We start from the raw sequence: 25,171 nt of genomic DNA on the forward strand, positions 1-25,171 counted from the left end.
AACTCAGAAAACTATGATCTCGCTTGGTATGTAGAGATTAGTTAAGGCTCTGCGGGTTCCGACAGGTTCATCTTGTGTGGAATACAAAATGTCCATGTAGAGCACATACTGATATGCACCACTCCCCATGTGTTCAAGCTCTGGAGGCCCCCACACCACCGATTTGCCTATACGTGGTACGCGGACAGACAAACCGGTGGCGGATGCTATGCGGGCGGTTAATCGAAAAACCAATAGATAGTGAGCTATCCCTAGGCCAATCGACTCACAGCAGCACCAAGCACTTCAGTTAACAGCCTGGAGCGACGTGGGTGCAGCGAGGGTCCTACTACCGTAGTATTCATAGGCGCCGATATCATAGGCAGATAGCTTTGGTCGGATCGTGCCGGAGTACGATATTTTGGCCGCAGAGATGGACAAGCCGTTGTCGATGGCCGGGCTTCCTGAAGCCAGGGAGAAATTTGGCGATGATGGAAGTGTGGCTGGAGCGTTGACGAATTTCGGATGGTAGCTATTCACGAGATTGCCGGATTGCGTGTAGCTGCCTCCAGAACTGAGAAACTTCGTACCGCCGGATCCACTCGCGTAGGCAATATTGTTTCTGATCACAATCCCAGTGCTGCCTGTTCCCGTGAAGACAATCCCATTCGTATGGTAAGAAGCACATTTGGCACAGTTCTCATAGAGAATATTATTCTCAATCCGCGCATTGTCACCGTTGTCGCCCCAGATAACGATGCCAGCGCCATAACCGTGGTAGGCAATGGTATTGTTGGTAATGACCCAATTGCGAGAGAGGGCGAAATCCGACCCCGGATGTGCACTGGACTTGTAACTGACCGTTCCGTTCAGTTGGACGCCTATGGCAAGGTTGTCGTAAAAGAGATTGTTTGTGACTGTGATTGCCGTTCCATTCATATAAAGGCCGTGGTGTTGGTTGCACATTGAAGGAGTGCTACCACAGCGGGAGAAATCGCCATTGTGGTTGATCTTGTTCCGGTCGATCAGCGACTTGGTGGCATTCCCGTAAATCCCCTGCGTAAGATGATGATGAATCCAATTCCGCCGAATCGTTAAATTCTGGCCGTTGATTATTTTGAGGCCAACGTACCCATTCCGAAGCTCAAACCCCTCGAACGTGATCCAAGCGATCGCATTCTGACTACCAGAAAAGCTTTTAAAAAGAAGCTGTCTAGTTGATGTCCTGTCGATAAAATTAATGATAGGGAATTCGCCAGGAGCGTTCAGGAGCTTAATGGGAGTCGATGAGGTGCCGGATCTTCCGAATTGGATCAACCCTTCCATGTACGTCCCGCCCCGGACATAGGTGGTATCCCCCGCGACCATTTTGGATGTCGCGTAGGCCACCGTCCGCCACGGCTTGGAGCTTGTGCCAGAATTGCTATTGTTCCCGGTGGTGGCGACATAGTACGTCGCCGCGTGGGTAACCACCGCGGGTAAGAAGGCACTGGCCAGTATGCAGGCACCGATCGCTCGCTTGAGTCGAAGCATATGGAGTCTCCTTATTAGATTAGGTATACTTGTAACCTGCAACACGCTGAGCAGTTCCCCGGAATCAGGTTCAGCGCTATTTCGTTCAGTAATCAATGAAAGCAGTAAGAGTAGCAGTAACCATGCCACATTGACCATTCGCTAAGTAGTTAAAAAATTGGGGAAAATGGTTCGCAAATATTGATTAGGCTGTAAGCACTGTAGGTGGGAGGAGACGCTGACCGTTCTGCTTGTCGAGACGCCTGACACGGTGATGACCACATCGAAGATCAGTCGACAGAGGAATACGACGAAGAGCCGATCTGTATAACGGCTGAATGCATTGGCCAGTTTAACCAGTTATTGCCGGCGTGCTTCTAACGCCGGTGCGCGTGATCAGCGCTAGGCTAGATGGGGGCCAACTTGGTCCTGAGCGTGCCCCTATTTCAAGCCGAAATGGATCACCCTGCAATCTGACTGATGTGCTGATGTGGTTGTGTTGGCCTATGGAAGATGTGATTTATTCTCCAGTCGGGATGTGCTAGTAGGAGCGCAGCACCGATAAGGAGGGGCAAATCCCATGCAGCAGACGTTTGCAGATGTGTCGTTTGCACAGTGTCGCAACCCTACCCGGCCGGAACGGTTTCTCGACGACATGAACTGCGTCGTGCCGTGGGCGAACATGCTGGCCACGATCGAGCCGGTCTATGCCAAGGGCGACAGGGACTGCAGAACGCAAGGCGGCGCTCGCCTTGCTAGACAGCCTGCCCACCCACGACGGATCACGCTGGCTGGCGAGCAGAGCGATGATACCCATCAATTCGTCCAGAATCTACGGGCCTTGCAGGTCACCCCCTAGGTGGTCCAGCTTACGACACACCGAGCCAATGAGATTGATCGCCGGCACCCCGGCTATGCTATGAGTCAACAGAAGCGCAAACGGGTCGAAGAGGTCTTTGGCTGGTTGAAGACGGTGGGATTGCTGCGCAAGGTCAAACTTCGGAGTGTGCAACGAGTCAGGTGGCCGTTCACCATCGTCGCGGCCGTGTACAACCTGGTGGGGATGAGCATCGACAGCTCGTGCGATTGGACTTGGGGTGCGTCCGTCTCATTCACCTTGAATTTTTCCGCAGCTTGCTAGTGCGCCAAGTCGATGATTGGATGTTGTTTCGATGCTGTTCAATAGCTGGACATTCTGGATCTTCTTTTCGCTGGTGCTGCCAACCTATTGGCTGCTACCTTTTCGCGCGCAGACGTGGTTCCTCCTCGCGGCAAGTTATCTCTTCTATGGCTGGTGGGATTGGCGGTTTCTGCCGCTGATCGCTTTCTCGACGGTGATGGATTTCTGCCTCGGTAACTTGGTGGCAGCCGCGCCTGAGGGCGCGCCTCGACAGCGCTACGTGCGGATCTCGGTAGTGGTGAATTTGTTGCTGCTCGGAATCTTCAAGTACTACAACTTCTTTGCACATGAAGTTACTGACGCGTTGAATGGACTCGGTCTGTCCGTGTCCTTGCCGTTTGTGGAGTTGGTTCTGCCAGTTGGGATCTCCTTCTATACGTTCCAAAGCATGAGCTATGTGTTCGATATCGCCCGTGGCGTGACGAAACCCGCGGCCAACTTCCGAAACTTCGCACTCTACGTCTCCTTCTTCCCACATTTGGTGGCAGGACCCATCATGCGTTCGGGAGCCAAAGGGCAGGACGAGTTAGGCCGCGGCCTACTCAAACAACTTGAGGTTCCGCGCGCGTGGCTCGAGGGGAATTTTGTCGCTGGGCTCTACTTCATCCTGATTGGCCTGTTCAAGAAGGTAGTGATTGGTGATAACATGGCATCGCTCGTGGACATGATCTTTAAGAAAGACACGTCCATGCTCACGGGTCCCGAATGTCTGGCCGCTATCTACGCCTTCGCATGGCAGATCTACGCAGATTTTTCCGGCTATAGTTCGATCGCACAAGGTATCGCCAAGTGGATGGGTGTCGACCTGATCACCAACTTTAAGACCCCGTACCTCGCCCTCTCGCCAGGCGATTTCTGGCGCCGCTGGCACATCAGTCTTTCGACGTGGCTCCGCGACTATCTTTATATACCGCTTGGCGGAAATCGCAAGGGGGAGGCAACCACATATCGCAACCTGATGATCACAATGGTACTCGGCGGCCTATGGCATGGTGCCAACTGGACATTCCTGTTTTGGGGCCTTTTCCACGGTGCGCTATTGTGCATTTACCGGCTGTTCAGCTGGGAACAGTCCATCCCTGCGACGCTTGCCGGGCGTACCTGGCGAGTGGTATTGATGTTCCACTTTATTTGCTTCGGATGGCTACTGTTTCGCGCCGAGGACCTATCGCAGGTGGCCGCATTCACACACTTGATCCTTACCGATTTCCGGATGACCCCGGGAGCGATGTCGATGCTCGCACTAGTCGCCTTTTACACGCTTCCGCTGTTCCTGTTCGAGATATGGGTCGATTCGCGAAAGGACCTGGCTGTATTCATACAGTGGCCCTGGACCATGTGTGCCGCCGTTTGTAGCTACTTCCTCCTGATGCTGGTCTTCTTTCCCGCACCCACTGCACATGAGTTTATATACTTCCAGTTCTGAGCTAAAGGTGACTGCCGCAATCGTACTGGTACTCAGCGCGGTGGAACTCGGCATGCGCGCGATTGATGACAAGTTATCGTTGGATCTGAAGCACATCAATGCCATTCCGTCAAGTGTTGCGGAGCTCGACAGGCAGCCTGCGCCGCACATTGTCTTCTTGGGGAATTCGCTCACGCGTGTGAGTATCTTGCTCAAGGTCATTACGGAGGTGTGGCCTGCGGCGCCGAGCATGGCGCGTATTCATCCCGATGATACAACGCTGCTAGACTGGCACTATATCTACCAGCGCTATCTCGGCCAGGCGCAGTCGCACCCTAATCTGATCGTGGTGAGCTTTGTGGGGTCACAGTTGGATGACAACCAGGCACTACATCTCGACCGGCTCGGTGCGCACTTCGCCGGTTTCCAGTTTGCACGTGAGGCGTTTAAGCACGATGTGCGCGAAACGGGTGATCGTGTGGAGTTTATGCTTGCGAGCGTATTCCACGCGATGGCGAACCGCGAACGGGTCCAGGATCGTGTGTTGGCCTCAATTCCGGGATACAAGGAACTTGCCAAGGCCATCAATCGCAGCGTGCGAGCCAAAGCAGACAAACCGGCACCCCAGTCTGGGGCTCGCTCTTATACGAGGCTGCTCCGCTTTCTCGCGGCGGCTAGCGCGTGTGGCGACAAAGTGCTGTTTGTGGCAATTCCGCTCCCGAGCTCTTACAAGATCGCAGACGAACTTCGCGCCGCCATTCGAGACGGTGGTGCGAATCTCATCGACATGCAGGGTGTGGAACCACTCACGGGTTCAGACTTTCCAGACGGCTATCATATGTCTGAGGAAGCAGCTCCGCGGTTCACTCGCTCACTCGGCCGCGTGATGACGGAAAACAAGTTCGTCCAGGCGGCTCTGCGCGTGGGCATCGAACACTAGAAGTCATTTCAAAACTTGCGGGACGGAAGCTCTTTCGAAAAATCGACAGTGTATGCATTCTAGCGTGTCATTCCAAATTATTGGAAATTATGGAAAAGTTTCCCTAGAAGGCATTACCATACTTGGGTTTACTGGTCGCATTCGTTGCGCTTGTGTATGCCGGCAGTATTGCCTTTGGTAATAGGGCCTTTCGTAACCATATGGTAGGCTGGGGGCTACTTCGGAATTTCAACGAAGAAAGGGATTGACGTTTGATAATGACTCATAATACTCCCAATCAAAGTCCTTTCCGTGTGGGGTACCTGATCGATAACCTTAATGCAGGGGGATCGGAACGGCAATTGTCTGAGCTTGCGGCCGGAATGGTAGATCGTGGTCATGTCGTGGAAATCTTTTGTTACAATGCCATGGGAGAGGGGGTTTTTGATCAGTATGTACAAGAACGAGGAGTGAAACTCCACCGAATGAAAGGGACGAGTAGACGTCAAAAATTGTGTGGGATAAAACGTTGGACCGAAACCTTTCGGCCACAAATTGTGCATGGCTTTATGAAACGTGCGTCAAGTCTGGCAGTAATGTCTAATTTACCATGGCGACGTTTTGGAGTGGTAGCGAGTGATTTCTCCACCGCCACCTATGCGCCACATAAACCCTCACTATGGGGGGCTTTGGTCTTGTTTCACCTTGCGGACCGCGTTGTAACCCAGACGGTAATGAACAGAAACAGCCTTTGCCGACTTGCTCCAATGCTTCGAGGCAAACTACGAATTATACGCAATGGTGTTGATGATACCCGTTTTTGTCCAATTTCCAAATTAGTTGGAAAAGTCTTCCGCTTTGTTTGCGTGGGGACGGTATCGGAAGTGAAAAATCCAGTTCGTCTGGTGCAGGCATTGCGGATTCTTCGTCAGCAAACTACGCACCCCTTTATTTTGGAATGGGTGGGACGTTATCAAAATACCTCCAAAGGTGAAGCGACCCAAGCCTATATGAAAGCTCGCCAATTGGTTGACGAGTACGGTTTGCAGGATGTGATCTCTTTTAAAGGTCTTTCGGAGTCCGTTGTTAATGAGTATCAGAGAGCCGATGCTCTTGTTCATGTCTCTGTGCAGGATGGAATTCCAAATGCTGTGGTCGAAGGAATGGCCTGTGGTTTGCCGATCGTGGTGAGTCGAGTCTCAGATCTCCCGCTAATTGTTGAGGCGGGTGAAAATGGAATTACCTGTAATGCTTTTGATCCAATGGACATAGCCCGTGCTTTGAAAACTATGTTGGAGATGCAGTCGTCAGATCGCACGGCCATGGGTTGCCGCTCTCGAAAACTGGCGAGTGAGTGGTTTGGTCTTCAACGTTTCGTCACGGATTATGAGGGTCAATATTCAGATATTATCAAGGTTTGCAAAGAGAGAAGGAGGGTATTTTCTCGGTGAAGAGTCAGTGGATCACGTTAGCTAGATATTGGATTCCCAAGCATATTAGATATTGGGTGCAACGATATGTTTGTCTCACTCCGCTCAAATTGCGGTGGAGCGAAGAAATATCTCCTCATTCTGGAATCCTTTCGAGTGACAATAATTCAAGTGGTGTCCCCTTCCGAATTGGAATCATCAAGAATCCTATGCAAGCACACGGATGTTATGTAGCCGCATGCTTGGAAATGGGAGTGCCGTTTAGGGTTATCGATCTTATGAAATCTGACTGGCTTAACCAAATACGGGAATCCTCCTGCGAGGTGATACTCGTTTGGGGGGATGCCTATTTAAGTATTTGGAACTCAATGATCAAGGATCGGATCGAAATTCTCGATCGCGAAATAGGAATTACGGTCTTTCCCACCACGCGTGAAATGTGGTTCTACGAGGATAAGCGCCGGTTGGCCTATTGGCTGGCAAGCAATAGAATTCCCCATCCGCGAACCTGGGTGTTCTATGATCTGGATGAGTGTCAGCAATTTGTTACTTCGTGTGACCTGCCTATAATTTTCAAAGCGAGTTTTGGAGCGGTGGCTTCCGGAGTAAAGTTATTCCATGATCGGGACAAGCTTCGGCGATTTGTAGGTAAGGTTTTTCAAGAAGGTTTTCAGCCCAATGGTCTCGATCGCCGAGACCGGCAATGGGGGACGGTGCTCCTTCAGGAATACATTTCCGTGCACAAAGAATGGAGATTGGTTAGGATTGGAGACTCATTTTTTGGTCACACAAAAGGTTGTGTTGACGGTTTCCACAGTGGTTCCGGATTAGTGGGGTGGGATGTTCCTGAAGAACGGCATCTTAATTTTCTTCTGGAGGTTACCGAAAAGGGACGGTTTCGAAGCATGGACGTTGATGTGTTTGAAACCACAGATGGTCGGCTGCTCGTAAATGAACTACAAGCGGTCTTTGGGGCGAGTCATTCGGTGGATCAGATGCGAAAAGACGGGATACCGGGAAGGTTTGTGCAAAAGGGAGGGAACTCCGAGTGGATTTTTGAGCCAGGAGATTTTGCACGAAATGCCTGTGCGAACGAGAGAATTCGTTACCTAATCGCATGTCGATCTGGGGCTCAGTCATTTGGAGGGCTGATGTGAGTTTGAAAGAGTTGACTCGGATGGGATTGAGTCAGGTCATCGTGGGCGCGGGAATGGCTAGAGTAAGTCGAAAGTTCTGCCCGAAAAATGGTGCAACAATCCTCTGTGGGCACCGGGTGACAGACGATGATGAAGGATGTCTTCCGGGGTTAAGGCCTTCTTGGCTAGCCGAGCAGCTCGACTATCTGAGTCGGCACTATCACTTCCTTCCCCTGAGTAAACTGCTTGATTGTTACGAACAACGCCAATCGATTCCACCTAATTCGGTCGTCATTACTTTTGATGATGGATTCCGCGATAATTTCACGAACGCATACCCCATACTTCAGCAGTATCATGTTCCGGCTACCGTCTTTCTGGCCACCGGTTGTGTGTCGAGTGGTGATTTACCTTGGCCCCAAAAGGTTGGTTACCTGTTTCAAAAGACAAAAGTTGACAGCTTGTGTCACATAACGACCAAGGAAATACCTGTGCCACTGAAATCACCAAGTGACCGAAATGCCGCAAGAACCACTGTCAGGAAAGTTCTTGGGCATATGCCTCGCGCTGAGCGAGAGCGGAGCATTGCGGAAGTGTCTGGGTTACTTCAGATAGAAATCCCGCGAGATCGAATGTTGACCTGGGATCAGGTCAAGACCATGCAGAAAGGAGGAATCGAATTCGGAGCGCATTCGTTTTCACATCCTTGGATGGCGCTGCTATCTCCAGAAGAAGCTCGATGGGAGATGGAAGCCTCTCTTCACGACATTCAACATCGTTGTGGAATTACACGCCCACCATTTGTTTTTCCAGCTGGTTCATTTACCCCTGACCTTGTGAAGCTGGCAATCTCTGTGGGGTTTCGGTGTGTGTTCCAATCTCATTATAGTTTGCGCGTCAATCAAATCGGAGTGAACGATCAGTTCTCATTATCCAGGATTGGACTCCCCAATGCACCGGGAGTCATATTGGAGGCGGAATTGGATGGCCCCTTCCATGCTCTGCGTGGACTTTATCGCTCCTAGTACTACTGTGTCATAAAACAGTTTATTATGGCGACATCTTCATGAGAGCAATGAGGTGCGCCATGAGCTGGAGCCTGGAGGCGAGATTTGAGCGATATTGCGACCGATTGATCGAGACGCTGAGGCCTGCGGATCGAGAGCAGCCTGCGCGCTGGTATCTGCAAGGATTGCTGCTGCCGGGGGAGCGCAAGAGCATTGAACCGATGGCGGCGCGAGTCCACCCGGAGCGCGTGCGTTCGGCCCACCACTCGATGCATCACCTGGTGGCCAAGGCAAACTGGAGTGATGCGGCGCTGCTGTCGACGGTGCCGCGGACCGTCCTGCCGAAACTGGTTGAGGAGGATGAGCTGGTGTACTGGATCGTCGATGACACGGGGGTTTCCGAAGAAGGGGAACCAGTCGGTCGGCGTGGCCCGCCAATACTGTGGCCAGACGGGCAAGCAGGACAACTGCCGGGTTGCCGTTTCGCTGTCGATCGCGAGCGACCGCGGGAGTCTGTCGGGTGGGATTTCAGTTGTACCTGCCGCAGAAGTGGACCGACGACCGGGCGCGGTGCCGCAAGGTGGGCGTCCCCGAGGAGCTGGGGTTCAAGACCAAGCCGAGTGTGGCGCGGCAGCACATTGAGGCGGCCTTGGCGGCGGGGTATCCGCACGGCGTGGTTCTGGCCGATGCCGCGTATGGGGATGAGACGGCCTGGCGGGAAGCGCTGGCCGGTCGGGGCTGCGGTATGCCGTCGGTGTACGTCCGGGAACGACGGTGTGGTGGGGTGAGTGTCAGCCGCTGGAAGAGACGACGCCCAAGGGCTTGAAGGGTCGCCCGCATAGTCGCCTGCGGCGTGATGCCACGCATCAGCCGATGGCCATTTCGGCGGTGACCGACGCCCTGGCGAGTCGCTGCTGGCGCACGGTCACCTGGCGCCAAGGGACAGAGACGCCGTTGCGTTCGCGCTTTGCGCGAGTCCGAGTCCGAGCGACCCACCGAGACCAGCCGCGAGAAGAGGAATGGTCGATCATCGAATGGCCGTCCGAAGCTGAGGCCCCAACGCATTATTGGTTCAGCAATCTGCCTGTGACGAGCACCTGGCAGGAGATGATTCGGACGGTGATGGGGCGGTGGCGAATCGAACGGGACTATGAGGAACTCAAGCAGGAGTTAGGGCTCGGACACTTCGCGGGGCGGAATTGGCGGGGATTTCATCATCATGCCAGCTTGTGCATTGCCGCCTACGGGTTCTTGATGTTGGAGCGGCTCACCGGCAGTAAAACAAACGCCGCTCGACTCCAGGCGCCTGTCGTTCCCACCAGGTTCCGCCCGCGTGGGGCTCAGTCCGATGCAACGGCACATCCCGATGTCGATAGCGACCGGCCGATTTCGATTGGCACGGGCGATTGCCCGAACACTGTCGCGATGCCCCTGCTGTGGCAGAAACCAGGTCAATCAATGATATTTATGACACAGTAGTACTAGGAGCCTGTCCGACACTGACGAAATTGGCGGTTTAAGGGGGACAAATCACCCTGACTAAGTCGGGATCGTTAATCCCGAGCCAAATGTGTGCGACGAATTTTCCAGGCTCTCAATGTCGGACAGGCTCATAATAGACTGTTAGATAACTCTCATACATATTTTCGAATAAATCGTCTCCATTTCAGCAGCTCCGAAAGGAGGAGGCAAGCTCAAGATCCATGAGCTTATTGTCAGACAACACTTGTCGAAACAATGTAGGGAACCTCACCCTGAGGGAACGGATACTTAAGCTGACGGTCTGGGTGGAACGTTCGGTGCGCCGCCTGATGCTGCGCTTAACTCGCACGGCGCCGTGGAGCACGACCCGGCAACGAGTGGCCGTGGGCGCGGTACCAGGTCAACCACACGTAGGAAGGTATGGAGAAACGTGCCAGAGAGAACCTCAGACAGGGGACGTGTGTTGCGATTCTTCCGCGCAGAACGCGCGATGACCACCGGATCGCTCCCAATAGAGAACATGGGCCCCTGCCGTTGCCATTAGCGACCACGACAGGGGCATGGGTGTCGCTGGCGAATCCAGAATGGCGGCCACTACCCCGCTGACTATCAGTCATGAATCATGCGGGCAAGGATGGTGATCCATGCGCGTTTTGGCGGTGACTAATCTATACCCCACTCAGCGAAACGCGGGGATGGGTACTTTTGTCGAGCAGCAAGTCCTTGGGCTAAGACATAGCGGCCTGAATGTTGACGTGATGCACGTTAATCGCTGTGAGAGAGGTATGCGCTCTTATTTCACCATGGGAGCAGAACTTCGAAGTCGCATCGAGCAGTTTCAGCCCGATGTGGTTCATGCCATGTACGGGGGGGTCCTGGCAGAGCGGGTGACGCGCATTGTAAAAGATAGGCCGACGGTGGTTTCATTCTGTGGATCTGACCTTTTAGGGGAACTTCTATCAGGATCAGTAAGAAGAATTATGAGTGAATATGGGATTTTGGCGTCACATATTGCGGCCAGGCGAGCTGCCGGGATTGTGGTCAAATCTCGGAACCTCGAAGAGGCTCTTCCTGGCACTGTTAGTCGATCCAAGGTTCGAATCATTCCAAACGGTATTAATCTTGAGCGGTTCAGACCGCTTAACCTGGTGGACTGCCGCAACAAGTTAGGATGGGACCCCAGCAAGTTCCATGTTTTATTCCCCACCAACGCTGGCGATCCTTGTAAGCGTCTCAACCTGGCACAAGCGGCAATTGACAAAGCCAACCGATCGGGACTGAATGCAGAGCTGCATCAACTTCGAGGAGTACCTCATGAAGAAGTTCCCATCTGGCTCAACGCCAGCGATGTTGTACTACTAACATCATTACACGAGGGATCACCAAACGTCATCAAGGAAGCTCTGGCATGTGACCTACCAGTCGTTTCTGTAGATGTGGGGGATGTACGTGAAAGAGTTAATGGGATCGAGGGATGTCATATCGCGATGCCAGACCCCGATGACTTAGGAATCAAACTGGGTTTAGTGAGGGCTAGAAGGGGGCGCATAGCGGGCCGTGAAAGAATGCAAGCCCTCTCCATAGGGCAAACTGCTCTATATTTAGGGAGCTTCTACCACGAGGTTGTAGAGTCTCATCGAAGCCAGGGTATTGCGAGTCGCATGCTGATTAATCCTAATATACTCTTAGACTTTTATTTATCCAGATTGGCAAGAAGGAGAAAGTTCGGTGGGCAATTAAAGAGCCATTGAAATACGGTTACTTGCTTATTACTGTGACTCCACTTAACAGATCACCGAGGAAGTCGTCTGCTCTCGTTAAGAGTTGTCTCGGAATAGGCTCAACGTCAACCGGCCAGAAATTCTCCTCTGCCACTGTCTCCTTGACGGGGAGGCTTACACGAGAGGGAAACATTCTGGCACAACAGCCACCCTAACAAGGAGGTTCCCCTGCTCCAGTCGGCTGTGAAGGTGGCCGATGCCGGCCGTCAACCAGATTTAGCGGCAGTACGGCGACGATCGAGAATCTCGTCGGACAGATCCTCGACCGACCGACCGACCTCAAACAGCTGCATCCATAGAAATTGGTTAAGGAGGCACCACAACACCATTGAGGCCCCGCCTTCCTCTCTCTGCAATGACTTCAGGACACGTGCGTCGTGTACTTGCGTAGCCATATCTACGATTGGCTGGAAGAGCGCACCCTGGGGAGCCCAAAAGCGCGCAGGGAAACCAAAGCTCAGCTTCCGACGTGTAACTAGAATCTCAGGGACGCCAAGTTGTCGCAAGGCCGCGCGAACGAGGTACTTCTTCTCTCGCAGTTTCACGTCCCAGGGTATAGTCATCACTGCCGCAAGAACTGAGGGACTCGTATATGGGCACGCAAGGTAGACACCGGACGCCTCTGCAAGTTTCCCCCAAATCGATATCGTGGCGTGTCCCTCTGACAATAGAGCCAGTGCGGTAACTTGATCGAGTAATGGTCGATCACAATAGGCCTCAAGGAGCGAGAGGCGCTCGCCGAGGAGCGCTGTGTCGTCGCAGGAGAGGATCTGTCGCACGATGTCACGATCACCATATCGGCCAAGAAGCCAGAGATAATGGTGAACCGACGACAGTTGACGATCATACCGTCGAGTGAGGAGCGAACTCCACCGACCGTGCCAACCTAGAGCATTCGCAAGTGCCGCCGAAGCTGAGCCAAGATGTGTAATGCGGAGGGACGCAACCGCTGCTCTATGGCGGTAGAGGAACTCGTGGGAAGCGTTCCCAACGACGCAGTCAGCACCCTCGCCGCAGAGGACCGCACCGTGGCCGACGGCGGCGCGATCCTGAAGCAAAATGTGCAAAAGCACGGATTGAAGGTGATGGACCGGTTCCTCGGCAGCATGGATGCTCTCAACCCACCCCGTTAAGTATCGTTCAGGGCTCGTGTTGTGGACCTGATGGACGACACCCAGCTGACGTGCCATAGACAATGCGTACTGAGCCTCGCCATCGTCCGAGTTCGCGAACGAGAAATTTGTTGAAAAGGTGTGTACATCCGGGTGGGTGACTCGAGCAAGTGCGCCAAGTAACGAGGAATCAAGCCCTCCACTTAAGAGAATCCCTGCACTGGGGAAGCACTGTAGCCATTCCTCAACGCGCGCACAAAGGACGTCAGCGATGTTCTCCTTGGGATCGACCCCTCCTCCACCCGGCCAGCGCCAACGCCGCTCTTCGCAGACCCTGCCTGCATCGAGATCAACGACGAGACATTGTCCTCCCGCGAGCTTTCGGACACCACGCAGGATCGATCGCGGGGGGGCAACAAACCGGTACATCAGATACTCCGGCGTGCATGCGGGGTCCCATGCCACTACGTGCCCGATTTCCTTTAGTCCGGACACTGACGTGGAACAGGTAAAAGAGCCAGGTCCCACGGACCAGTAACATGGTCTCCAACTCGCAATGCTATGGACAATCGTCACAACTCGCTTGGAGAGGTCAATTCCGACGAGCAGTAGAATGCGATCGCCGAGAAGCACGTCGAGCGGCATACCGTTCAGAATACCCTCCTGAAGGGGACGAGTGTCGCTCTCCTTGAGTGGGAAACATGATTCCCCGGCGACGATCCAGTCACCTATCTTACACCGGAAACCAAAGAGAGAGCCTGTGCGGATACTGACACGGAGGTCGCCACAGTCGAAATCGCGCATTGACTCATTGTAGCCCTCCGATGCTGATCCAAACGGCACTGGACGCAACCGTACCGACACAAGCAACATCCGTTCACCTCCTCACAACCAGCTTAGAACAACACCTCAGCTAGACTAAGCCCGTCGCTATTGGTCCATCGCAGTCTGATGATGGGAAGATCAGAAGTTCCTTTTCAAGCGTGTCTGCTTGATAGGGCAGATGACAAGGACAGTGGTGCAATCCAGCGCTCTGGTACCTGGCTGAATACTTTATTGGCTGGATCGGTCAATGTCATTAAGAAGATCGATGAGAATCGCGTCCTGAGGCCAGACATGTCCCTCGTACCAGGTCAACCTGCCATCCCAATATCCCGGACAGGAATGAACCAACTGTGGAATGTAGGTGTAGCTTACCTCAAGAATGAAAGGTTGTTGCTCTGCTCCTACCACGAAATCGAAGGCCATGCTTTGTGAGCCAACCTTCCGCGTCACATCAAAAGCCATCTCCACACACTTTTGGTTGATTCTACCGGTGTCATACACGATATCACCGCTGCCGGAAGCCCGAAAATCGCCGGGGCGAACGTTTCTGGTGTAGCCAAAGGCCCGGTTGCCAATGACGGTCACGCGTGTATCAAAATCATTGCCTGGAATGAAGTCTTGAAAATACGCATACCCTTTCTCGCGCCCCATCATTCTCTTGTTGTTCTGGATCGTTGCCAAGACTCGCGGAATACGTTTGACGACATTCAATAAATCGCCTCGTCTCTTTGCAACTCGGTAACGCTTAAGCGCATCCTGCCCATAGTGAGCGACCGGCGAGAATCCGGAAGAAAAGGCACGTTCTGCTAAAGCACGAGCTGCAGTAGCACTGTGAACTAGCTTGACGTTGGTGGAACCAGCCCCCTTGCGCAACTTGAATACCTTCGGAAAAGAAACTCGGTCAATCCAACGCAAAGCTTCTTCAAGGTCATAAAACACGTAGGTGGGAACCAACGGTGCACCGATCGCCTCCAATAGATACTTCTGAGCGATTTTATCGTCGAAATGCCAGCATGTAGAGACGCTCGGGAAGACTTTGACACCCATCGCCGCGGCGGCCATGATGACATTGCGCGCCATCAACTGGTCACGCGGGTCTCCATGGTTCCAATGCCACAGCAAGGTATCTGAAGAACTCAGCTGCTTCATAATGTCTGAATCAAGGCAGTTCACGACCTTGTAGGGGATGCCTTCCAACTCACAATATGCAATCCATCGATCAGAAAAACTACCGTTTCGGTGATGGATGGCCACTTGCCCAGTCATACCGATTCCCTACCAATTTCTGCGGCTTTGGTTGAACTCAAGAGAACCAGGTCTCCCCCGTACTTAACGCCTTGCAAGAACATGATGCTGGCAAGGAAGGGAACACATATCGTTTGATGGGAAGGGCCACAATTGCGAAGAGCATAGACTTATCATATTTTCTCATACGAGGAGCTTTGGGTTACCGCATTGGGCGACACGATGCCTGTAGGCCAGATCCATCGCCGAGCCCCAATCAACATGCCCAAACCAAAGGAAAACCACTTGTCCCAAAACTGGTGAGACTCCAACAACACCATACCGAGCGAGACAAGTATCCCCAACAGCGCAAGCGACAGCCCATCACGACCACATCGCAATGGAATTGCACGATAGATGAGCCATAGCATCAACATGAACATGAAGAGACCGAACACCCCCCAGAAAATTGTGACCTGGAGAAAGGTGTTATGTGCACCTAACACGTTGTTCCCAGAATCTCTGAAAAATCCATTATCGAATCCCCACTTGCCGAAGAAATTTCCCGCACCGACACCGGCCACGACGTATTCCGGCAGCCGGTTCAGTGCCGTGGTATATATATACGCACGGCCCTCCATCTTTCCGCCCTCGCTCGTCGCGGTCGAGAACGTCATCCGGGACCACACAGCCTCAGGAACAAAAACATAAATGCCCAAACCTAGAATAGAAACAAGAATCAAAGCTTTTCCTTGTTTCACTCCATGCGCATAGAGAACCGTTGCAACCGACACGGCGGTGATTACCGCAGCCCCCCTAGACATCGGCAGGAACGCGGCCACAAGGCAGAAGATGCCTATTCCCAACAATAGGATACGGAAATACTTGAACCGGTCTGATAAAGACAGGGCGAATGCGACGATGGCTCCCTGAGCGCACATGAAGGCCAATCCATTTAAATTAGCCTTGATGCCCGTATCCAGGCCACCACGAAGGTTGCTAGCCTCATGGAAATCACTTGTTGGTCCCATTCCTTGCAGCATTCCATACGAAGTCAAGTAGAGGACAACTGATACCCACAAGGCCGTCCCGATACATCCATACAGGCCAGTGGTCAACCCCGATCGATCCCGACACAGCACTGCCACACATACCGCACCTCCAATCATTTGTGCAAATCGTATCACCTCCTGATACCTAGATAGCGGACTTGAAAACTCAAGAAGGATGGCGACGCCAATGAAGGCATAGGCTGCAATGAAAACCGGATGGTACCAAATCTCGCCCAAGATGCGAGGTCGATTCACAATGACGTATGAGAAGAGCGCGGCGAAGAGAAGAAAAGAGGAGCTCACCCCGGCCACTGTAGGAAAGGAATTTTGCAGCGGTAACGCGACCATGGAAGTCCAAAGCAAGCATCGCTCAACCGGGGTGACGCTGGGATAGGTAAGGATGTATCGAGCCGCGGCTGGTTCCTCATTGGCCAGCATTCTCCGCTCCAATCCAACAGATCGGTTCATCATAGCGGTCACTTAGATTTTCCTTTGCCCATGTATAGATAGAACGACCACTATCCTTGTCTAACGTGGCTCATTCGATCCACTCCGACCTCTGTCTCCGTCTCCCACCTATGCGTGACCTCTATCGCGTTCCACCACTCCTCGTAGGAGGACATCGAGTTTCTTGGAGATGGCTGTCCACGAACAACTCTCGATATTCCCGGGCTGCAGAGCCTGTCCACAAACCACATCCTTGAGAAACGATACCATACCCTGAGTATCAGGGCCCGTAAAACTTTTCACTAATCCGGTGGGGGCGAGTAGAGCTGTTGCGTCGCTGCCAGGAGGGGCAATGAGAAGAACAGGAGTCCCCAGTCCGATGGCCTCAAATATTTTGGCCGGGATGATCCCCTTATCTCTTAATAGGTTTCGTTCATAGACTGAACTGATTACTACTGCGAGGCTTGCACCCTTCACTGCCGATAAAGCCTCGCGCCTTGGGACTCTCCCATGAAGCACCGTCCGATCAGTCAGACCATAATTCGCTGCCTGTTCACGAACATGGCTTTCGTGCACACCATAGTAGTGGAAGTACCATTTCTCACTCGCTTTGTTCAACGATTCCTGTAGACATTTGAGCGCAGCCAGGAAAGATGAGATGGAGATCTTCGGTGCATAGAAACTCCCTGCATACACAAAAGCACAATGTCCGAAGTCGTATGGTTCAACAGCTGTCATCTCACCAGGGTCATAGCCGTTTGTAACCACATGAACCTTTGCACCAACACCATAGCGTCGATCCAAGTCCGCACCCCACGAAGGCGACGCAATGGTGACCGCTGCACAACCTTGAAGCAAACTCGCCTCTTCCCGGACAGTCACCGGCCGTGGAGACTGATCGGCGATATGATTCTCTGTCCAGGGGTCACGATAGTCCAGAACATAAGGCCGGCCGAGCCGGACTGAGAGGCTTCTTGCAAGTCGAAACGCCACGAACGGTGAACCGGAAGCAAGAATTATGTCCACGTCCATCGGACTCAGATTGGAACAAGCTCGCTCCGCCTCCTTAATCCAACCGACATGCCTATCAACCCCTAAGCGTCGTGCAATCGTTCGGCATATTCCTCCAGCAACCCACCCTACGTTCTGATTCCAGCACTTGACACCTTGTGCTGAGAGACATCGCCATCGGTGGCCAGTCAGGATCCGCTTGATGCCCTCACGCTCTAACCCCGTCGAAACCTTCCCAATGTCATCAACATTTCGCCATATGGAAGGATCGGGTGTTACTACTGTCACATCCCACCCTAACCTGGCCAAATGCCTTGCCATGTTCCCCGTACGAACAGCACCAACCGCCTGCAGTGGCGGGAATGGATATGCAAGGAAGAGCAGCTTTGGTCTATTGGTAAACTGCCTCGTGCTTCCCTCTAGACCAGTCCGCTCCAACGAGTGACCACCGATCATCTCTGGATATTTCCTCGTGTAATACCAAAACCTGAAACGCGGTTGCCACCCCACATCTTCGGCGCAAATCCGAAGCGGCATCGAAGATCAAAATAGATGCATGCTGGAGAAATGTAGGAAGATTTCAGGATCGGGAATTAGGTTTCTTGCGTAAGTCCCCGATATAATCCTTCCAATTTCTTATTCAAGGAGTTTGTATCAAACTTTTGCTCCACCTGCCTCCTTCCCGCCTGACCCATCTCCTTACAAATTTCAGAATGGCTTATTAGATATGCAAGCGCATCCGCAAGAGAAGCCGCATCCCTCTCCGGCACCAACAAACCCGACACGCCATGGGTAACCAGTTCTGGTATCCCGCTGTGAAACGTACTGATCACGGGTAATCCCGAAGCCATCGCCTCTTTTATGGCATTCGGGATTCCTTCCTGGTCACCACCCTCAGCAGTTAGACTCGGAGCAACCAACACATGCGATTCATCTAATAACATCTTAACTTCTTCATGGGTTTTCCAACCAAGTAATTTGACCTGTCGCTCGACACCCATGCCCTCTATCAACTGCTGCAAATTCTCGCGAAGCACTCCATCGCCGACGACCATATATTGTATCTTTTCCCCTTTTGAAAGAAGGCGTGACACAGCCTCAATAGCAAAAGCCACCCCCTTTTTTTCAATTAACCTCGCAATCGTCAGGACTCTTAACGGCTCACCGAGTATTCGCTGTCTTGGGAAATATTCAAATTTTGAACAATCTAAACCGGAATAGTGAACCACGATCTTCTTTTCGTCACAGCCCTCGTAAATCAACCGTTCCTTGAGAAATTGGCATACTGGCAAGAACAAATCTCCCTGTCTAAATAATTCATGATAAATACCTGGGTGCTTTTTCAGAAACACGGTTATATCATACCCTCTGATGGATGTTACTAACTTGCACTTACTCGGAAGGATTTGATTTAAGGATACCGCAAACAGTCCGAGCGTACCGAACTGAGAATGGATGATATCAAAAGGACCTTTTTCTAGCAACGCAACGCTCATGAATAGGAGATTTAGAGACAGTGCCGGTTTACCATAACTAAAAATATCTAACGATTTGAATATAACGTGATAGTTGTTTGGCGCATATTTAATGATCAAGGAAATAGCTTTTATTATTCTCAATATTTTGTTTTCAGGGATGCCATAGTAGCGAGTTCTTCTTGATAGACCATATTTCTCATAATTGTCATGACTTCGGACATTCCTCACCGACATGTCGGCAAAAATGTGGACATCATGTCCCAAGTCTATTAAACCCACAATTTGATTTAAGACAAACGTCTCGGCCACAGAAGGAAACTGGTTAACAAGAAATGCAATTTTCATGATATTTGTTGCAGACGAGTCCCAGACCACTAAACCTGCCTGAATCCACTCATTTTATATAAGGCAGGCATGGCTCTGCACTACAAGTATGCACTTATTCCTTTCACAAAATTCACGATGCGACGAACATTCTTTACATACATAAAGCGTATTGGAGAATAATTATAGTTAAAAGTCCTGTAGACAGTGAGGTAGGCATGAACTCGCGCTGTCGGAGATTTTATTCCCGCAACGCGGATGTAATTCCTTAAGCAAAAGTATGACATTCCCCTTTCTCTTATTACAGTCGCATGCTCCGGCACTACCTTGCACATGACATCCAGCAGATAAAGACTGTCTTCGCACCACTCAGAATAGTGAGCCTCATCCCCAATATTACTGCCATGCCTACGAAAACTGGCTTTTACGTCGAAAACGTCGACTCTTCCGTATTTCGCAGCAAGTTGAACGTATGCCACGACGTCATCATACTTATTCGCCTTCGAACATATCCCCCCAAGCTGTTTCAATCTCTTGGTGTTGAAGACTGTACTGCACAGATATAAAGGCAGTTTACGATCGAACCATCCTAAGATAAAATCTGCCGTCGAGTATCCGCCAACTGTATTGTAAGAAGCGGATAAGATATTCCCTTCGGAGTCAATTTCGCGTACGCCGGTCAAAATTACGCCCGGCTCCCCAGGATATTTCACCGCAGCCATACAGGCAGAAATGAAATCATCGTCGATCTGATCATCATCCGAAAGCAAGACGAAATATTTTCCTTGAGATCGCTCTAGGCAAAAATTTCGATTATTGACTGGGCCGATATTTTCTTTATGTCTGTAGTACCTTATTCGGAGATCATCGAACTCCTTGACAACCGATTCGGTATTGTCTGGTGAACAATTATCGGAAACAATGATCTCTATATTCCTGTATGTCTGATTCACCGCGCTTCGCAACGCACATCTTAGATAAGTGTTTGCCCGGTTATAAGTGGGGATGCCTATTGAGACGAGAGGAGTAGTACGATCCGGCATTTTGTCTTTTCTTGATGAAGCGCCATGCCCTTACAGGGCGGGCTAATTATGATTCGAGCTAGGCCTGCTCTTCCTCCCGCTGAACTAACTGCTAACTGTCCACCATGATATCGAATGCCGTCTTGCTCGATCCTAGCTCGAGCTCATGGAGTATTTCTTTGCCCATAATGCCAAGCTTAGTAGCGGCCAGAGTCCCCGTGCATAGTCACATCGTCCACTAATGTGTCCTTCAAATACTCTACCCATCGCTCCTCGATTGATTTCAGCCCCCAGGATATCGGTCTGTCTCAGGACATATTCTTCAAACATTTCTTTCAGGACTGTTTTGAGCCACGCTGCCATCGGAGCTTCAAAACCACGTTTCTTATGAGTTTGATACTTCACACTTTTACCCAGTATATGCCGTAATGGCAACTTTCCCAATTTCTGAGCCACATGCAGGCAATCACGCCAATCAACCTTTGATGCTACTTCAATTACCTCGCGGTCGAGAAAAGGCACGCGAACCTCAAGTGAATTGTACATACTGGCTCGATCAACCTTCATCAATACCATTGTCAAGTGATAAACCAACTCATGCCACCGCGACAGCTGCGCTATCCGATCAGGGTCACGGTCATCGTAAGCATAAACATTGCTCCCTGACGGCCAAGCCGGCAATGAGGGAAACACTTTTTTCAGAAGCGCTTCGGGGAGACGGGTATGCATAGCACGATGGCCGTTGCCTAACGAATCCGTAAGCAGGCACCTGTCATTGACTCTTGAATGCACTCTTTTCATGCCCCACTGCAACCTTCTCAACCAAAGAGGACTCTTGAGGTCCTCGGTCAGGTGAATAAGTCTTCCAAATCGACTGGGGTAGCCCCAGAACAATTCGTCACCGCCATCACCAGACAGCACAACCTTGTGATCGCGACTGGCCAATCTTGAAACCATCAGGGTAGGAAACACCGAATAGTCACCAAACGGTTCTCCACAAGCATCGATGACATCGCTAACCATACTCAATGCCTGATCCGATGATATATTTTCGACTTTGTGCTCCACTCCTATTTCTTTTGCGTATGCCTGGGCATCCAGGGATTCGTCCGTTTCTTTTTGGCCTGTTCCAATAGTGAAGGTCTGTATATTTTTCGAGCTGACAGCCCGCATCTTGGCCACCACCAAAGGAGAGTCGATGCCACCGGATAAAAATGCTCCCACAGGAACATCACTGACTAAGTGCCGTTTCACAGCTGCTGTTATGGCTTCATCCACTGCTTCTAGTGCTTCTTCCCCTCTCAACGAAGGTTCGGCATACTGCGGAAGCATATAAAAATGACCTCGTTTGCAATGTCCATCCGCAGAAATTTCGATCCACATGCCCGGTTCAAGCATGTGGGTATTCTCTTTAATAGCCCAAGGAGCGGGAATATAGCCTAAGCGCAAATAGAGTCCCAAGGCCTCCTCGGACACTTTAAAATGAGAACTCCAGGGATGGGCCAGTATTTGATCGTACTGTGAAGCGAAGACAATGCCGCTCTCGCACATCAAATAATAAAGCGGCTTCATTCCTGCGTGATCTCGTGCCAGTAGCAATGCCTTTTCAGCGCTGTCATAAAAGCCCAATGCAAACATCCCATTGAACTTGGCTAGCGCTTCGGTACCCCACTCTATTAATGCATAGAGCACAACTTCACTATCACTTGCTGAACGGAATGTAACCCCACGGCTCTCCAATTGTCTCCGCAAGGCCATAAAATTATAGATCTCGCCATTAAACACTAATGTGTATCGGCCGTTCCCCACAGTCATGGGCTGATGGCCTCGGGGGCTCAAATCAATTATCGCCAGTCGGCGGAAGACTAAGGTACAAGAACCGTCATTAGACCAGAATCCGACATCGTCAGGCCCCCTGCGGGACATCATAGAACTGATCTTATTCCAGTCTGCGCGTGCAGCCTGTTTCGTCCGGAATCTCAATTCCCCGGCTATTCCACACATATTCCCATTCCACCCTCTTCAAGATCGCAGCTCTCTGCAGAACTGCGTAATCTAACTTTCATTAGCCCCGAACAGGTAACATCCTTTGAAGCCTGACAATACTGATATGTATGAATGTGGTGTTTAGGGCGAAAGGTAACCACTGAGGCATGGCAAGAATGGCAAGAATAGTTTGAAGTCTCAGAGTGGCCTCATTTACAAGTAGGGAGCATGAAATACTCCCCTTCCTTTTTACGGAGTACGGTCCTCCCGCTAGATTAGCGCCCTCTTAAGGACCTCTTGATGAACTCCGGGGTATAGGGGCGCAATTGAGTCTTTAAAAATGACTTTATTAACCCGCTCACACCTTTCCTTTTGTGGGGATTAATGGGAGTACGTAGAACTTCCGGCCATAGCTGAGACATGATTTCCTTATACAATTCATATGTAGGTGGCTTCCTATATTTTTCATCTACGGCCAGCATGTTTACTATTAATTCTCGGCAATTGAACGGAGTAAAAATGTCTTTCCATGCAATGTCGAATTCCGACTGACACATGGCAAGCCAATTGCCACATCTTTGTTCCCAATAAAACAGGTCAAACCTATCATAGTTGAATGTGTCATTGAGTCCGTTCAACCAATTCTCAAATGGTCCCACTGCAAATAAATTATTGCCCATCACAAGAGTTGATAGTGACTGAGGGGTTATCTGTCGGGACCTTGGCCTGTAAAAACATCTTGCGACTTCTGATGCACTTCCCGTTACGGTGACTTTACTGTGTAGGTTATATTCCAGGATGGCCTGCGCGTCAGGCCCCCACTTTTCATGAGAAAAAGACACGTTGTTCTGAAAAATCGACATAAGGTCGCCATCCATCGCAGGAGGAGCTTCCACAATATCGTGTTTTAATCCCAATTCGGACGCTAGGATAGAAGGGACGATAATATCTGCATGGTTCTCTGGCATTCCTGTTTGTCTTACCGTGACATATGAAACTTTATCTCGAATCCCCCTCGATGCTGCCAATACCAACCTACTATCCCATCCAGCCGTGAGTGAGACCGCTAAGTCATATCGATTCGAGACACTTTCCATTAATCCCTGCAAAGTTTTGGCAGTTTTTCCTACTACCTCTTCGAGCGGTAAATTTTTCAATGGCTTGTTAGGCCAATATCTACAATTGGAACCAGAATCGAGGTTCAAATAGTGATTGGGGAGCAAATGTCTTATTTCCCTATACGGACAACTGTCCCCAGGCCACCAGTACTCTGCGTCTCTCTGTTTTGATGTATTGATAAAGTTAATTGCACTCAAATCCGCTGCCAACCCTAGTCGCTCTGCGATCATTCCTGGTTGCGATGCACACCATACTTCGGAAGTATAGTTGGGATCGGCATAGAACACTTGACGTAGGCCAAACGCATCATGAAACAACCTTAGTCGTTTTCCATTGTCTACGATCAATATCCAGCGCCCGCCGAAGTTACCACTTCGTTCGAGCAGCCTGTCGAAGTCAGAAATTTCCTCCATCAGACCGTTTATTATGTCGATATCCGATGCGTCTGAATCGTCTGGATCGAGCATATACCCAATTAACGTTACCGATTGATTCTCATGATTTGCCTGGCACACATTTAGATCTGGATGCGTCATTAAGCAAATCGAACTTCCGATTTTCGTTTTTCCCCATGATGTAAGCTCATCGATAAAAAAGGGGCCAAGCATGAACTGATTGCGACAGAATGCCTTTCCCCATGTGTACTGAACTCTTCCTTCGCCCCTTCCACGCTGGCTCATCCGCCACTCCTCGCCGTTTCCATGGATAACATATTCATGCTTATTCTTGACTCAAAAATAGTGCGCGCTCCTGCTAAACTTACCCCTGCCTCCAAGTGAGACTGATTTATCCACCTTCGGCTGGTGTGATTTTCAGTGAAGTAACGTCACGCATCCATTCCCCTTCTTTTTATTGCTATTGAACTCTTGAGTATTGCCTTGGTTCCCCATACGGTCCGCTGCGTTCATTCAAGATATTGATGTCGGTTGTCTTGATCCAGTACGTCCTCTGAGGACGTCCTTGACTGATCAACTCTGGGATAGTGACGAAGGTGAAGCGCCCACAAAGCTCTTTCAGAAGCATGTCCAGCGCGTTCAACATCGGCTCCCGGTCGGCGTATCGATTATCTCTATACTGAAAGAGCGAATCATGGAAGAGGATGATGCTGCCGTTTTGAATTCGACTCATGACCTGGTTTTTCATCCAATCCGCATCATGATCGAGCCAGTCCACGGCAGTCAGACTATACATGATGACCTGATATCCAAGCCACAAAGCCTCAAGACGAGACAGTAGGTTTTGATCTCCATAGGGGGGACGGAAAAGTCTTTGCCCGTACGGAGCAATCGCCTTTTCGCATGCCTGGATCTGAGCCCGCCGCTCGCGTCCAGTGATCAGCGGAAAAGATGGGTGATCCCAGGAGTGGTTGCCTATCGCATGTCCAGCAACAGCGACCTCCTTAACAATATCAGGATGACGTTCGGCAGCCTTCCCCACCATGAAAAATGTCGCCTTCGTACGGTGTTTTTTCAAAACATCGAGAAGAAGAGGTGTGAAAACTGGATCCGGACCATCGTCGAACGTGAGGGCCGCCACCGGGTTTGAAGTGGAAACATTCGTGATCGTCCCAACGACAAAAAGGGGCACCACCCTCAATGCCCTATATACCCTTCCAACAAAAGAACGCATACCTACGGTACTCGGATTAATTGGCCCAGACCTTCTACTCGCTGCCCTCTTTGAAGTCGCCCATTACCTCGAACATTGTTGTTCGACGAGGTAATGGAAGTGGCAGATGCG

General features: G+C 51.0%; 18 protein-coding genes and 1 pseudogene. 9 read left to right on the forward strand and 10 right to left on the reverse strand.

The features are described from left to right. Positions 1-285: 285 nt before the first annotated feature. Complete coding sequence (locus P0119_09270) at positions 286-1,512, reverse strand: right-handed parallel beta-helix repeat-containing protein (protein MDF0666245.1); 1,227 nt, start codon at positions 1,510-1,512, stop codon at positions 286-288. A 559-nt stretch (positions 1,513-2,071) separates the two neighbouring features. On the opposite strand from P0119_09270, the gene P0119_09275 reads away from it, so the two are divergent. The 9 genes and pseudogenes from P0119_09275 (at position 2,072) to P0119_09315 (ending at position 11,801) form a co-directional block, all read left to right on the forward strand. Then, positions 2,072-2,350, forward strand: a complete 279-nt coding sequence (locus P0119_09275) for a hypothetical protein (protein MDF0666246.1) — start codon at positions 2,072-2,074, stop codon at positions 2,348-2,350. A gap of 60 nt (positions 2,351-2,410) precedes the next feature. Continuing rightward, positions 2,411-2,632 carry a transposase gene (locus P0119_09280; GenBank protein ID MDF0666247.1) on the forward strand — a complete coding sequence of 74 codons (222 nt, stop codon included), beginning with the start codon at positions 2,411-2,413 and terminating at the stop codon, positions 2,630-2,632. A 31-nt stretch (positions 2,633-2,663) separates the two neighbouring features. Further along, on the forward strand, positions 2,664-4,097 hold the full coding sequence (locus P0119_09285; protein MDF0666248.1) for a hypothetical protein: 1,434 nt from the start codon (positions 2,664-2,666) through the stop codon (positions 4,095-4,097). Positions 4,098-4,104: 7 nt separating this feature from the next. Further along, positions 4,105-5,016 (forward strand): hypothetical protein, encoded by a 912-nt coding sequence (locus P0119_09290; protein ID MDF0666249.1) that lies wholly within the window; start codon positions 4,105-4,107, stop codon positions 5,014-5,016. Between the two features lie 293 nt (positions 5,017-5,309). Then, positions 5,310-6,446: a glycosyltransferase gene (locus P0119_09295; protein MDF0666250.1), complete on the forward strand. Its 1,137-nt coding sequence runs from the start codon at positions 5,310-5,312 to the stop codon at positions 6,444-6,446. A 257-nt stretch (positions 6,447-6,703) separates the two neighbouring features. Further along, entirely contained in the window at positions 6,704-7,582 is an 879-nt protein-coding gene (locus P0119_09300) for a hypothetical protein (GenBank protein MDF0666251.1), read from the forward strand. Then, the gene (locus tag P0119_09305; GenBank protein MDF0666252.1) at positions 7,579-8,586 is read left to right on the forward strand and encodes a polysaccharide deacetylase family protein; all 1,008 of its coding nucleotides are present in this window, start codon (positions 7,579-7,581) and stop codon (positions 8,584-8,586) included. The genes P0119_09300 and P0119_09305 overlap by 4 nt, the downstream gene beginning before the upstream one ends. A 62-nt stretch (positions 8,587-8,648) precedes the next feature. Further along, positions 8,649-9,921, forward strand: a pseudogene (locus P0119_09310) (IS701 family transposase). A gap of 773 nt (positions 9,922-10,694) precedes the next feature. Continuing rightward, on the forward strand, positions 10,695-11,801 hold the full coding sequence (locus P0119_09315) for a glycosyltransferase (GenBank protein ID MDF0666253.1): 1,107 nt from the start codon (positions 10,695-10,697) through the stop codon (positions 11,799-11,801). Between the two features lie 236 nt (positions 11,802-12,037). Here the strand turns inward: P0119_09315 and P0119_09320 are convergent, their stop codons facing one another. The 9 genes from P0119_09320 to P0119_09360 all read right to left on the reverse strand — a co-directional run bounded on the left by P0119_09320 (position 12,038) and on the right by P0119_09360 (position 25,018). Further along, on the reverse strand, positions 12,038-13,816 hold the full coding sequence (locus P0119_09320) for an asparagine synthase C-terminal domain-containing protein (protein MDF0666254.1): 1,779 nt from the start codon (positions 13,814-13,816) through the stop codon (positions 12,038-12,040). 180 nt (positions 13,817-13,996) lie between these two features. Further along, a complete protein-coding gene (locus P0119_09325) occupies positions 13,997-15,034 on the reverse strand; it encodes a hypothetical protein (GenBank protein MDF0666255.1) in 1,038 nt (345 codons plus the stop codon). A gap of 152 nt (positions 15,035-15,186) precedes the next feature. Then, the gene (locus P0119_09330; GenBank protein ID MDF0666256.1) at positions 15,187-16,515 is read right to left on the reverse strand and encodes an O-antigen ligase family protein; all 1,329 of its coding nucleotides are present in this window, start codon (positions 16,513-16,515) and stop codon (positions 15,187-15,189) included. 105 nt (positions 16,516-16,620) lie between these two features. Next, entirely contained in the window at positions 16,621-17,958 is a 1,338-nt protein-coding gene (locus P0119_09335) for a glycosyltransferase (protein MDF0666257.1), read from the reverse strand. Between the two features lie 137 nt (positions 17,959-18,095). Further along, entirely contained in the window at positions 18,096-19,325 is a 1,230-nt protein-coding gene (locus P0119_09340) for a glycosyltransferase (GenBank protein MDF0666258.1), read from the reverse strand. 80 nt (positions 19,326-19,405) lie between these two features. After that, positions 19,406-20,347, reverse strand: a complete 942-nt coding sequence (locus P0119_09345; GenBank protein MDF0666259.1) for a glycosyltransferase family 2 protein — start codon at positions 20,345-20,347, stop codon at positions 19,406-19,408. A gap of 132 nt (positions 20,348-20,479) precedes the next feature. Beyond that, positions 20,480-22,330, reverse strand: a complete 1,851-nt coding sequence (gene asnB / locus P0119_09350) for an asparagine synthase (glutamine-hydrolyzing) (GenBank protein MDF0666260.1) — start codon at positions 22,328-22,330, stop codon at positions 20,480-20,482. Positions 22,331-22,587: 257 nt separating this feature from the next. Next, positions 22,588-24,111: a hypothetical protein gene (locus P0119_09355; protein MDF0666261.1), complete on the reverse strand. Its 1,524-nt coding sequence runs from the start codon at positions 24,109-24,111 to the stop codon at positions 22,588-22,590. A gap of 175 nt (positions 24,112-24,286) precedes the next feature. Then, positions 24,287-25,018 (reverse strand): polysaccharide deacetylase family protein, encoded by a 732-nt coding sequence (locus tag P0119_09360; GenBank protein MDF0666262.1) that lies wholly within the window; start codon positions 25,016-25,018, stop codon positions 24,287-24,289. Positions 25,019-25,171: the final 153 nt, after the last annotated feature.

This window comes from Nitrospira sp. (assembly GCA_029194665.1).
GTDB lineage: Bacteria > Nitrospirota > Nitrospiria > Nitrospirales > Nitrospiraceae > Nitrospira_D.

What these genes read in the sequence shown, in the direction of transcription:
- P0119_09285 (MDF0666248.1), top strand. Translation starts at nt 2,664, where the DNA reads ATGCTGTTCAATAGCTGGACATTCTGGATCTTCTTTTCGCTGGTGCTG.
- P0119_09355 (MDF0666261.1), bottom strand. Translation starts at nt 24,111, where the DNA reads ATGAGCCAGCGTGGAAGGGGCGAAGGAAGAGTTCAGTACACATGGGGA.
- P0119_09315 (MDF0666253.1), top strand. Translation starts at nt 10,695, where the DNA reads ATGCGCGTTTTGGCGGTGACTAATCTATACCCCACTCAGCGAAACGCG.
- P0119_09270 (MDF0666245.1), bottom strand. Translation starts at nt 1,512, where the DNA reads ATGCTTCGACTCAAGCGAGCGATCGGTGCCTGCATACTGGCCAGTGCC.
- asnB (MDF0666260.1), bottom strand. Translation starts at nt 22,330, where the DNA reads ATGTGTGGAATAGCCGGGGAATTGAGATTCCGGACGAAACAGGCTGCA.
- P0119_09335 (MDF0666257.1), bottom strand. Translation starts at nt 17,958, where the DNA reads ATGATCGGTGGTCACTCGTTGGAGCGGACTGGTCTAGAGGGAAGCACG.
- P0119_09275 (MDF0666246.1), top strand. Translation starts at nt 2,072, where the DNA reads ATGCAGCAGACGTTTGCAGATGTGTCGTTTGCACAGTGTCGCAACCCT.
- P0119_09300 (MDF0666251.1), top strand. Translation starts at nt 6,704, where the DNA reads ATGAAATCTGACTGGCTTAACCAAATACGGGAATCCTCCTGCGAGGTG.
- P0119_09325 (MDF0666255.1), bottom strand. Translation starts at nt 15,034, where the DNA reads ATGACTGGGCAAGTGGCCATCCATCACCGAAACGGTAGTTTTTCTGAT.
- P0119_09330 (MDF0666256.1), bottom strand. Translation starts at nt 16,515, where the DNA reads ATGATGAACCGATCTGTTGGATTGGAGCGGAGAATGCTGGCCAATGAG.
- P0119_09280 (MDF0666247.1), top strand. Translation starts at nt 2,411, where the DNA reads ATGAGTCAACAGAAGCGCAAACGGGTCGAAGAGGTCTTTGGCTGGTTG.
- P0119_09340 (MDF0666258.1), bottom strand. Translation starts at nt 19,325, where the DNA reads ATGAAAATTGCATTTCTTGTTAACCAGTTTCCTTCTGTGGCCGAGACG.
- P0119_09345 (MDF0666259.1), bottom strand. Translation starts at nt 20,347, where the DNA reads ATGCCGGATCGTACTACTCCTCTCGTCTCAATAGGCATCCCCACTTAT.
- P0119_09320 (MDF0666254.1), bottom strand. Translation starts at nt 13,816, where the DNA reads ATGTTGCTTGTGTCGGTACGGTTGCGTCCAGTGCCGTTTGGATCAGCA.